The following is an 11686-nucleotide window of genomic DNA, read 5'->3' as shown; positions in this document are numbered from 1 at the left end:
ATAATCATTATGGCTCGATCACCATTACCACAACGCCTACAAAATGCTTTAACATGTCGAGATGCATTACAACAAGAGCAGATCTATTTTGCTCCTGTGCGCCATCATAGTCCTGCATGTAGTTATGCTTTGCGGCAGTTGATCACGCAAATTAAGCCGACTCATGTGTTGATTGAAGCACCTGCTAGCTTTTCAGCAATACTTGAGGAATTACTAAATAATAAGACACAGCCGCCCATTGCTATACTTTGTCAAACAGATCTTCAATTAGATCAAATCGTTCTTGAGACGAATGATGAATATGAAGAAGATGATACGGCGAACATGCCAGCGCATCAAATTACTCGCTCCGCATTTTATCCATTTTGTAGTTACTCCCCAGAGTGGCAAGCAATACAATTGGCAAAACAATACAATGCAAAGATTCAATTTATTGATCTGCCTTGGGCAGAACAAGTGACCCAAGAATTCACACCACAGCAGAGCAAATCATTACTTTCTGAGACCTATTTAAAACATAGTCAATACATTACTCAATTAGCTAAAAAATTACATTGTCGCGATCATGACGAAGTTTGGGAACATTTATTTGAATTAAGAAATTTTACCGATCTTGCTGATTGGCAAACATTTTTTGAAGATACCTTTATTTGGTGTGCAATGGCGAGGCTTGATTACGATTCATCATCACTCGAAGCAGAAGGCTCTAGCCAGCGAGAGCAGCATATGTTAACTGTCATTGGGCGATTAAAAAAATCAACACCCGATGCGAAAATTGTGGTAGTTACAGGTGGATTTCATACGCTAGCATTATTTGAAGGATTATGGCAAAACAAGCTTGTTTTACCGAAAAAATCCGATATTACCCGATTTAATCGACAGCAAAAAAGTGGCGATCGGGATCGAACTTGGCTTATTCGTTATAGTTTTGATCGTCTTGATGTATTAAATGGTTATACCGCAGGGATGAACTCTCCTGCTTATTATCAAGAATCTTGGCTATCGATGTTGGCTTATGAACAAAACCCTAACCAGTCACAAACAACCCAAGGTTATCGCCAAGCGCAAGCTCTTGAGTTTTTGTCAGCTATCGCTGATAAACTGCGAAAAAAGCAAAGCGATAGTGATGCTATTGGCTTTATCCCCTTAAAGTCAGCGATTGAACAAGCCTGCTTATTAGCCGAACTTCGAGGCCATTACGGCCCTGGGCGTTATGATTTGCTTGATGGTATGCAATCGGCTTTTATCAAAGGGAGCATTCACGATGTACGCAGTGATTTTTGGCAAATAGTTTATCGTAGTTTATCGGGCAATCAATTAGGGCAAATTCCTGACAACATAGCATCCCCGCCACTTGTCAATCAAGTTTATGCAACACTTAAACAATACCGTTTTAAGTTGGACGATACATTACCTAAAATCACGCATATTGATATTTACCGTAAACCAGAGCATCGGCAACGAAGCCGGTTTTTACATCTGCTTGCTTTTTTAGACGTTGGATTTGCTAATCGTCTTGATGGACCCAATTATCAGTATGGTACGCGATTAACTATTATGTTCGAAGATTGGCAATATCTATGGACACCGATGGTTGAAGCTAGGCTAATTGAGCTATCAGAGCAAGGCACCCAACTTGAGCAGATTGCTTTACAAAAATTACAACAGTCGATGGAACAATTAACTGAAGAAGGGACAGCACACTCTTGTCAGAGTGCGGTAAAAGGGGTGATACAAGCCGCTTTAATGGGATTACAATCCTACTTTACCCAATTATTGGCTAAGTTATCAACTTATCTAGACGTCGATAATAATTTATTGTCAGTAGTAAATTGTGGGCATCGTTTGCTCTATTTATGGCAAGGTCGGGACTTTTTAGCGCTTAATGCTAGCTCAACTTTGCTAGCGTTGCTAGCTAAAGTGCCACAACAAGCTTTTTTCTTGCTTGATGCATTAAAACAACCTGATACAGAGCAACAACAAGAAAATTTAAAAACATTATTATTATTTAGAAATCTAATCAATAATCTACCAGAGCAACTGGATGTAAAAGAGTTGAAACAGGATTTTTACTTAAATTTGTATCGTTTACAACCGCGATTAAACACAGCGCCATTGATTTGTGGAGCCATTGATAGTATTGCTTATTTGGACTGTCAAATCAGTCAATCAGAACTCGATCATAAAATAAAAGTGGCTTTTGATTCAGGTGCTCAATATGAACAGGCAAGTTGCTATTTTATGGGGATAATGCAATGTGCGCCTGAATTAATTATCCACTCCTCACAATTATTAACAAGGCTTGATGAGTTATTAGCGCATTGGGAACAAGAGCAATTTATTAAAATACTTCCTGATTTACGGCTTGCATTTACACAACTCACACCTAAACAAAATGCAATGATTGCCGAAAAAATTTCTAAAAAATATAACGCCCAAAAAGAAAAGCTGAGTTTTCAACAATATAAATTTAGTGACGAAGACTTACAAAAATCACTTTCTTTGGAATTATCTGTCTGCCAACATATTGAGCAACAACAGCTACAAGATTGGTTTAAACAGTAAGGATTTAGCATGAGTGACAATAAAAAAATCATTGATACCAATAATGTTAATCATGTTAAGCGCTGGCGGTTAATATTAGGAAAATATGCTGATGAACATCTTAATCAGGCAACATTTAACCAACATGATCATAACTTAGAACAATCATTAAATTATCTTTATCAGAATGAATACCGTAAGCGAGGTCTGAAAATAGGTGGTGAGGATAATAGGGATAGCGCTCGAAAAAAGATTTCACCTGGTGGCAATGAAAATTCGGTATTTAATACCGTAAATTGGCTTAATAAAACGCGAAAATTGTTTCCAAAAAGCACATTTGAACGTCTGCAACAGCAGGCGATTGCCCGTTATCAGTTGCAAGGAATTTTAGATGATCCTAATGTTATTCACGCGTTAGAAGCGAATATAAATTCAGTTCGTTTATTAATGAATTTGCGAGGACAATTAAAAAGCGAAGTCTACTTAGCGGTTAAAGAACTGATTCAAAAAGTTGTTGATGAGATTTTACAAAAAATCAAATCCAATTTTGTTAATGCTTTGGCTGGCAAAAAAAATCGCTTTCGTCGTTCTAAAATATGTTGTAACCAAAATTTCGATTGGCGAGCAACAATTAAGGCTAATTTAAAACATTTTGATCAGCAAAAACAGCAAATGATTATTGAAAATGCGATTTTTAATTCTCGCGCCAATAAGCACTTACCATGGGATATTATTTTATGTGTTGATCAAAGCGCCTCAATGGATAGCTCAATTATCTATTCTGCTGTTTGTGCCAGTATTATGGCTAAATTACCTTCTGTTAACTTACATCTATTGGTTTTTGATACTCAAATTGTTGATCTGTCTCACTTAGCCCATGATCCTGTTGAAGTTTTAATGACTGTCCAGTTAGGTGGTGGCACTGATATTGCCAAAGCACTTAATTATGCTGAACAAAAAATTAAAAATCCACAACGAACCATTGTGGTATTAATTAGTGATTTTTGTGAAGGCGGGGCATTAATTCACCTTTATACAACCGTTTCAAGAATGAACAGTAATCGAGTCAAAATGTTAGGTTTAGCAGCGTTAGATGATAATGCTGATCCTGTTTATGATCTGCAAATTTCACAGCAATTAGCTAATCGGGGTATGCAAATTGCCGCATTAACACCAGAACATTTTGCTGCTTGGTTAGCGGAGGTCATGCAATGAGTTGGCAACATATTTATTTAAATTATGATCAAGAGGCATTGGCACTTTATGCCAATATTGGTTTAGTTCGCCGTGCGCGTAAAGATATCGAGGCTAATAAAGTTACATTAGTTGAAAAAAATAATAAAGATTATTTAGAATTCGAAGCGGATGGTCAGCAAGTCAGGTTATCAGCTCAAGGTATTCAGGCTGCCAGTTGCAATTGCCCCGCTCTCGGGCATTGTAAGCACATTATATCGGCTGTTTTATGGTTACAATCAAATGCTTCATTGTTAGATCCTATTACAGATAGCAATAACATCGATGATGACAATCAAATTAAGCCATTAGATCAATCCAATGATTCGCATAATTCTGATAATAAAATAAGTACAAAACAGCTTGAAACAATAAGACCTTTAGCTAATGTGTTAACAGAATTATTGTCATTAGATGCCAGCAAACTCTTAAAAAAAGCCGGCAAAGCCAATATGTTTACTGCTTACCAATTGGTTTGTGACTGGCAAAAAAATCCCTTAGTGACAATTGAATATCAAGATTCACAAATACGAATTATTGTACCAGAGAGTGATACTCCCATTATTTATATGGCAGGCACTGGTTTTGCTGGGATGATTTCAGCATTCCCCACAAAACAAAAAATGGCAGTACATTTAGCGGTTATTGCTTATCTATTTGAACAAAATAACAAAATATGGACGTGGCCAATAGAATGTCGACAAAGCATAATGCACGAGGTTGATCAGCTTTCTGCTGATGAAATTACGCTCATTAAACAGATTCAACAGCATATTTATACACTTATTAACCAAGGTTTGTCTCATGTGAGCCATAGCCAAGCTGAACAGCTACAATTACTCAATATGTCGGCAAGATCGCAAGGATTACCTCGTTTGGCTGCAATGCTTCGGCATCTTTGCCAATTAATTGAGTTACTTGCCAAACGTCACTTTACTGTCGAAGAGCAAGATATACTCCTTTTTTTGGGGCAGGTAAAAGCCTATACCGAAATGTTATTACATCATCAGGGTGAGCAACTTTTCAAATTGCGAGGTCGAATAAAACGCCAATATAAAACAGAATTACAAACACTTGATCTCTTGCCATTAGGTGGGCGTTGGTGGCAAAGTAAAACAGGGGCGATTGGCGCAACTTTCTACTTTTGGGATAATGAAAAACAACAATACCAAGAAACCACATTAGCCAGATCCTATAAAAACGATATCAATTTTAATCGCTTAATGGTTTGGAATAGTATGTCAATATGGCAAACATCTCCCTATATGTTAATGCAAAAAGCAATAAAGCTTCATCAACCTCGTGTATCAGATAGTGGCGAGTTGTCGAGTCATGGATCGACTGTTACTTTACAAGAAACAGCATGGAGTGATGAAAATTACCATGAGTTTAGATCAAAAGCAGGCTTTCAAAATTGGTCAATATTGAGCGACTATTTACAAGATAATAGTTTAGATGATTCTCCTTTTAATGAGATGTTAATTCTTCATATAGCCAGCTCAAATAAACCTTATATAGACGAAATTAGACAAAATTTAGTTTGGAAAGTGCTTGATAATGATGGAAATAGCCTGTTTTTATGCATATTTTGGGATGAATATGAAAAATTGCGTATTGATGTTCTAACAAGTTTTTTAGAAACTAACAATCAACCCTTAACCGTGTTTGCTAACTGTGTAAAAAATGATAACTTCTTAGATTTAGAACCTTTTGCATTGCTTTACAAAGATCAACTAACAGGAGAGATCAAAACATTAAGCCTTGATTTTGAAGATTTCTGGTATAAAAACAAAAAATCCATCTTTAAACAAAAATTTATCACAAATACTTATTTAGCACATAAACAGCAGCTAGGTGAAAATCATTATATGAAAGATTCGTTTACAACCTCAATTATTCAACCGCTTTTAACGATACTTGAGAGTGTGACAAGTTCTGGACGACTTGAATTATTGATAGAGCAAAAACAACAACTAGCCACGCTTCAATATGATTGCGATACCTTAGGATTAAACACTCTAAGTACCGTTTTAAGAAAAATTCTCAGTCAGCCACAAATAGCCATAACTCATATCTTACAAGCGGTTTACTTATGTTATCTCTTAAAAAAGACAAACTATCAATTGCCAATACGGCTTAGTGATTTATGATATAAAATACCTTATCGTTATTACATAACTCTGGTAGAAAATAATATTGTGTATTTTAGCGTTTAATATTCAATATGGTTCGATATTATTTTATGCTTGATGGGGTTTTTGAATGTTATCAATCTAACACATCAGTTTGATACCTAAGGTTAAATAGTTTAATACTGTAAATAATACAAAATTAGAATTATTTTAAACTTTAAAACCTACGACACTATCAACAAGAGACTTGTTAACAGGTCTTTAGGGTGTTATATTCAACATGCATAATAAAAGAGGAATGTATAAGTATGACTAATATTATTTTGAGTAATATTACTGCCAGCATCAGTGAATTAAAAAAGAATCCAATGGCAACAATAAATGCGGGGCAAGGATTACCCGTTGCGATATTAAACCGAAATCAACCTACATTTTACTGTGTTCCAGCTGAACTTTACGAAAAAATGCTTGATATGATTGATGATCAAGAATTAATCGCATTAGTTAAGGAGCGAGAAAAACAACCGCTGGTTGATGTTGATCTGGAAAGTTTTTTATGAAATATACCATCAAGTTTAGAAAGGATGCGGAAAAAGAATGGCAGCGACTTGATCGAACAATACAACAACAATTTGCAAAAAAACTACTAAAATGCAAAGAAAACCCCCATATACCAAGTAATAAGTTACGAGGTATGGCTAATTGTTACAAATTAAAACTAAGGGCATCAGGATATCGATTGGTTTATCAAGTTCAAGATAACGTGTTAATTATTGTTGTTGTAGCTGTAGGAAAAAGAGAGCGTAACGAAGTTTATAATCAAGCGAGTAATCGATTGAAATAGTTTGGATATATTCATTTAATCATAATGGCAAAAATCAGGTGCAATAGTGTGAATAAATCTATCTATCAAATATCCCTACCATAATTAAATCTACTAAAAACTATTTTCTCTAGTGAGATTATTTGCAATTTTTGACCAAAGCTTTTTTTAAGTTTTTGAGAAAGTGATTATTTTATACAAAATACGGTTCAATTTATATTTTGGGTATATAACATTTTTATCAATCAAATAATAATGACGTTATTGTTGGAATGCTAATAGCGTGGCTTAAAGGTTAACTTTTTATTAAACCATTTAATTTTCCAATTCACTAGCAAGCATGACAATCTCGGGCAAAATATCCAAAATCAAGGCCAATTGTTGCATCACTAACAGATCATTATTGGCTTTCTCATCATCAGTCGAAAGCACCGAAATTGTCTCAATATAATCAGCAATGGACTGTTTAATAGATTGGTATTTGCTATCTATCTTTTTATCGTTTAACAGATTAATAATATAAACCGACAAATCATCAAATAGATCGAGCGTCTGTTTTGAAATACACTTATCACGGTGGGCACCTAAAGTCGAAAGATAACTAATCAACGTATGATTCAGCGTTAATAAACGAAATCCCTGATCAATAACTGCTGGATTCATATGCGGCTCTTTAGTCATCAAACTAATTAAAGAGGATAAATCCGCATTACTATCATGCGCTGCACGTCTTGCTAATCGATATTGTGGGTCATTGGTTTTGCCAGACATATACTGACAACCAATTAACGCCAAGTATTGGCTATCGTCATGACAAACACGATCGATCAGTTTAGGTAGATTTCTAAACTGCCAATCAGGCCAAATAAAACTCACGGCAAACCAAGCAATAAAACAACCGATCAACGTCGCAATAATGCGTGAAATCGCAACCGCAATGCTACTTTCACCAATCAAACTAAAACTAAAAAACACCAGTAACGTAATAAATGCCGTGGCATAAGCATATTGCGAATTCTTAAATAGAAAAAACAGCCAACCGGTAATAATAATTAGCACTAACTGTTCTGGTACGCTTGGAAATAAAAACGTTAACGGAATACCTACTATGATCCCTAAAATAGTGCCTATTACACGCAATTTTAACCGATGTTTTGTGGTGGAATAGTTAGGCTGGCACACAAATAAGCTGGTTAATATAATCCAATAACCATGTGGCAAGTCACAAAAATAAATGACCATATAACCTGCAAAAAACACCGCACACATACGAATCGCATGACGAAACAGAGCCGATTTAATCGTCAAATTGCCTTTAATTTTGATAAAAATATCATGAAAACGGATTAACTCTTCGTCAATTAACTGATTGTCTTCTTGATCTTTTGACAGATGCTGTTCAGTATCTATATTGGTAAGTAATAGATCGATTGAGAGCAAATTTTGATGCAAACTTTTCAGCGCCTTAATCATTAGCAGATTTGCCGTATTACTAGCATGATACTGGTTAATCGCCTCTTCAAGATACGAAAAATAACGTGAGAATAGCGGATCATGCTGATAAGTCTGATTTAATTTAATGGCCATTGCGAGTTGGGCACAAGCTTTGGCTTGCAAATTTAAGATACGTGCAAACCGGAATAAAATATCACTATGCTTAAAATGTACACTCAGTGCTTGATAATTCCCATGCGCTGAACTGGCGCGTTCATGAATATCTTGCGCCACAAAATAATAGCTAAGCATCTTTCTAATATAAACTTGTCCGCGATAGCTTTTTAAACGATTAAATAACGAACGCTTAGTATGATTAAAAGCACTAATCAACTGATTATTGCTATTGTTTAACTGCAAAGTTTGCTTTTTAAAACCATCAGACTCATCTGGGTCGAACATTGCTGCCTTAGCGTCAAGATATTGTGCTAAATAAATAAAACAGCTTGATAACGATTGTTGGGTTGTGCGAATGGGCTGGATGATAGATTCAATTAACGAAACAACATTATACCAAAGTGCACCGAGCAATAAAAAACAAGGTAAAGTATAATTATCGGTATATAAATTATGCCCAAGCATGGTATAGGCAGCTATCAAAAGCGAGCCAAAGGCAATTACTCCATAACGTTGCCCAAGTGAACCAAGCATAATAAAGATAAAAGTCGAAGATACTAAACCAATAATAAACAACACAGGATAATTAAATAGCAACTCGACCGAAAAGGTCGCAATAGCAAAACAGATCAACGTAAGGATTAAATTAATACAGCGACTTAATAAACGCGTATCGATCTCGGTCAAACCCGCTGCCACCACACCAAGCGTAAGTGGGATAACGAGGGAAATTTGTCCAAAATACCACGGAACTAACGTCGAACCGGTTAAACTAATTAACATTCGTAGACTAAAAAGAAGATTACTGCTGTAAAAGACTTTACGTAAAGTCAAAATGAATGTTTGCACGGCGTACTGGGCTTTGATTGAGTTGAAATGATAGCTAGTAGGATACTATATTGTAGAACTTTGGGAAAGCATTGTTTATTTTTTGAGTATAAAAGATCTTTAAAAAGCAAATAAAATCAATTAATTAAAAGTATGCCTTTGGGTGGTAGCCTGTGTTTTTTATTTTAAGCACTTTTTTCATTAAAAAACAATCTAAGCGCTACTCAAAAATAGGTTAGTAAAGATATTGATTTTATTTTAACAGGTTTGTTTTGATTTCAAGACCCTTAGAACCCTTTTTTTACCGTTAATTTAAAATAAAATAAAATCAATAAGTTGAAAAAAGGTCAAAAAAAAGGGTTTTCAAAACTGAAATTGTTGTTTATCTTTATACAGCGAGATTTATGGAATATTAATTTCTACTTTAACGCCGTATAGGCGGTTTAGAAACTGTCCATTTTGTGGCAGTGAATATTCATTCACTTTAACGCCGTATAGGCGGTTTAGAAACATCACCGTCGTAATAATTTATTTTTGTGTCAACTTTAACGCCGTATAGGCGGTTTAGAAAAACAACGACCCCGCCAGCAGGTTGGTTAAAATCTTTAACGCCGTATAGGCGGTTTAGAAAACCCAATGGCTATGGTTGTCAGTGCCGCGTTCCTTTAACGCCGTATAGGCGGTTTAGAAATTGAGTTCTTCGACAAGTGAATGGCAACAAGTGTTCACCGCCGAATAGGCAGACATAAACCGCTTTCGGGCGGTTTTTTGTTGCTCTTAGTTAATAAATTTCATACTATTACCAAAAAACTAAGGAGAATGGTATGAAGAAATTATTAATTTTAGTCGTTATTGTTTCTTTTCTTTCTGGTTGCTCAACAACTCCTCTTTCATTAAATGAAATAAAGGATGTACCGAGGGAGAGAATATTTGGCTATCAGAACAAAGTCGATAATTATGCTAATTTAGTATTAATAAGAGACAAAGGTTTAGTTGGAAGTGGTTGCTATATAAATGTATTTATTAATGGTCAAGAAGTCGCTGAATTAGAAGTAAAAGAACGTGTTTCACTGTATGCGCCAAGTGGCAACATAATAATAGGCTCATCTCTTCAGGGAAGTGGATTATGTAGCTTTAATCCTCCACGCCGTGAACGTGAATTCTCCTTTAAAGATGGAGAAAGAAAAGTGTTCAGATTATCTATAGATCAAAATGGAAATACAGATATAACACCAACGACTTTATATTAAAGCCATTTATAAGGAAACAGTATGAAAAAATTATTATTATTAACGTGTTTAGGTTTTATTTTCTCTGGTTGCAGTGTTCATCATCAATTTAGTGATAGGTTGTCTTATCAATCACTAAAGCAAATAAAATCAGAGATACATATAACTCAAAAACAAAACTTAGATATTACATGGATTCCTAATGATTTTACGTCACGAATTGATATACAAGGGGCATCAGGGTTTGTTGGTGGTGGAACTCGTACTAGAATTCCAATCGGCATTGGTCTTTCATCAAGAATAGAAGAAGCAATTAGCACGTACGCAGATTTAAATTCTGGTGGTAGAAAGTTAACATTAATAGTTAATAATGCTAAAACAAAATTCACTTATGGAGCAACGAATATTGATAGTGCGAGTGTATATTTAAATGTAACATTTGAATTATCAGGCAATAGGTGGACTAAGGAATTTTCTACTAAGCAGAATGATAGCGGTGTAAAAGATGCAAAAGTTACTTCGGTTATTGAGTATGCGTGGGATCAGATCGCTTTAGATGTGGCTAGAGAAATAGCTACGCACTTATAATCAAACCCTCTAAGAGGGTTTTTATTGGTTATTTTATTGAACGAGAAACGGTACACATTCAGCCAAAAAATATTATTGATGATTGGAATAGAGTGTTGCCTATCATCAGATTAAAAATTTCTAAAAATTAACAATTATCATGAAAAAACTAGTGATCAACCAAATGCAGTTTAAGTTTTTAATGTAATGATTAATAATAACTTTATTATAACTGGACAAACACTTTAAATTTAAAATCGTTATTTATTAATAAGTTAATTTTAGATCAAATATTATTAGATCCTAACCCGCTTTGGCGGGTTTTTTTGTTATCTGGAGAAACTATGGCAGAAGAAATCACATCGCTAATGTAACTATCCCCTAAAATAGTACAGCAAAAAAGTAGAAAATTCTCTATGATAAAAGTAAAGGGGATTTAATTATGAAAAAAATGACCGAACATCAGATTGTATCTATTTTAAAAGAAGCTGAAGCCGGTATTCCTGTCAAGGAGCTCTGTCGTAAATATGGCATGGGTAATTCAACTTTCTATAAATGGCGGGAAAAATATGGCGGAATGGAAACTTCAGACATCAAACGCTTAAAGGAGCTGGAGGCCGAAAACCGCAAGCTTAAGCAGATGTTTGCCGAACTGAGCTTAAAATCCCAGCTTCAGGAAGAAATTATAAAAAAGCTTTAGTGCCCACAAGGGCACGTAA

8 protein-coding genes, 1 pseudogene and 1 CRISPR repeat array are annotated in these 11686 nt (G+C 35.1%); of the genes and pseudogenes, 8 read left to right on the top strand and 1 reads right to left on the bottom strand.

Annotated elements, in window-relative coordinates; all coding sequences use genetic code 11:
- The first annotated feature begins 9 nt into the window (after window positions 1-9).
- From ACYIAL_RS11415 to ACYIAL_RS11395, 5 genes are all read left to right on the top strand, one after another.
- Complete coding sequence (locus ACYIAL_RS11415) at window positions 10-2565, top strand: DUF5682 family protein (RefSeq protein ID WP_483751744.1); 2556 nt, start codon at window positions 10-12, stop codon at window positions 2563-2565.
- A gap of 9 nt (window positions 2566-2574) precedes the next feature.
- Window positions 2575-3759 carry a VWA domain-containing protein gene (locus tag ACYIAL_RS11410; RefSeq protein WP_483751743.1) on the top strand — a complete coding sequence of 395 codons (1185 nt, stop codon included), beginning with the start codon at window positions 2575-2577 and terminating at the stop codon, window positions 3757-3759.
- On the top strand, window positions 3756-5927 hold the full coding sequence (locus ACYIAL_RS11405) for a hypothetical protein (RefSeq protein WP_483751742.1): 2172 nt from the start codon (window positions 3756-3758) through the stop codon (window positions 5925-5927). The genes ACYIAL_RS11410 and ACYIAL_RS11405 overlap by 4 nt, the downstream gene beginning before the upstream one ends.
- 290 nt (window positions 5928-6217) lie before the next feature.
- The gene (locus ACYIAL_RS11400) at window positions 6218-6469 is read left to right on the top strand and encodes a type II toxin-antitoxin system Phd/YefM family antitoxin (protein ID WP_483751741.1); all 252 of its coding nucleotides are present in this window, start codon (window positions 6218-6220) and stop codon (window positions 6467-6469) included.
- Complete coding sequence (locus tag ACYIAL_RS11395) at window positions 6466-6753, top strand: type II toxin-antitoxin system RelE family toxin (protein WP_483747289.1); 288 nt, start codon at window positions 6466-6468, stop codon at window positions 6751-6753. Before ACYIAL_RS11400 ends, ACYIAL_RS11395 begins: the two co-directional genes overlap by 4 nt.
- A gap of 294 nt (window positions 6754-7047) precedes the next feature.
- On the opposite strand, the gene yccS is transcribed toward ACYIAL_RS11395, so the two are convergent.
- Window positions 7048-9192 (bottom strand): YccS family putative transporter, encoded by a 2145-nt coding sequence (yccS, locus tag ACYIAL_RS11390; RefSeq protein WP_483751740.1) that lies wholly within the window; start codon window positions 9190-9192, stop codon window positions 7048-7050.
- Between the two features lie 401 nt (window positions 9193-9593).
- A CRISPR array of direct repeats spans window positions 9594-9862; the repeat unit is 28 nt; unit sequence CTTTAACGCCGTATAGGCGGTTTAGAAA.
- A gap of 133 nt (window positions 9863-9995) precedes the next feature.
- Between yccS and ACYIAL_RS11385 the strand changes: the two genes are divergently transcribed.
- From ACYIAL_RS11385 to ACYIAL_RS11375, 3 genes and pseudogenes are all read left to right on the top strand, one after another.
- On the top strand, window positions 9996-10421 hold the full coding sequence (locus ACYIAL_RS11385; RefSeq protein WP_483751739.1) for a hypothetical protein: 426 nt from the start codon (window positions 9996-9998) through the stop codon (window positions 10419-10421).
- A 21-nt stretch (window positions 10422-10442) separates the two neighbouring features.
- Window positions 10443-10988, top strand: a complete 546-nt coding sequence (locus tag ACYIAL_RS11380) for a hypothetical protein (protein WP_483751738.1) — start codon at window positions 10443-10445, stop codon at window positions 10986-10988.
- A gap of 421 nt (window positions 10989-11409) precedes the next feature.
- Window positions 11410-11661: pseudogene (locus ACYIAL_RS11375) on the top strand (transposase); the annotation flags it as partial.
- Between the last annotated feature and the right edge of the window lie 25 nt (window positions 11662-11686).

The organism is Gilliamella sp. X-57 (assembly GCF_057063565.1).
Note: the sequence above shows the minus strand (reverse complement) of the source record. Positions and strands in the feature narration are given on the sequence as shown.

Coding starts and splice junctions, on each gene's coding strand:
- ACYIAL_RS11415 (WP_483751744.1), top strand. CDS start 10: ATGGCTCGATCACCATTACCACAACGCCTACAAAATGCTTTAACATGT.
- ACYIAL_RS11410 (WP_483751743.1), top strand. CDS start 2,575: ATGAGTGACAATAAAAAAATCATTGATACCAATAATGTTAATCATGTT.
- ACYIAL_RS11405 (WP_483751742.1), top strand. CDS start 3,756: ATGAGTTGGCAACATATTTATTTAAATTATGATCAAGAGGCATTGGCA.
- ACYIAL_RS11400 (WP_483751741.1), top strand. CDS start 6,218: ATGACTAATATTATTTTGAGTAATATTACTGCCAGCATCAGTGAATTA.
- ACYIAL_RS11395 (WP_483747289.1), top strand. CDS start 6,466: ATGAAATATACCATCAAGTTTAGAAAGGATGCGGAAAAAGAATGGCAG.
- ACYIAL_RS11385 (WP_483751739.1), top strand. CDS start 9,996: ATGAAGAAATTATTAATTTTAGTCGTTATTGTTTCTTTTCTTTCTGGT.
- ACYIAL_RS11380 (WP_483751738.1), top strand. CDS start 10,443: ATGAAAAAATTATTATTATTAACGTGTTTAGGTTTTATTTTCTCTGGT.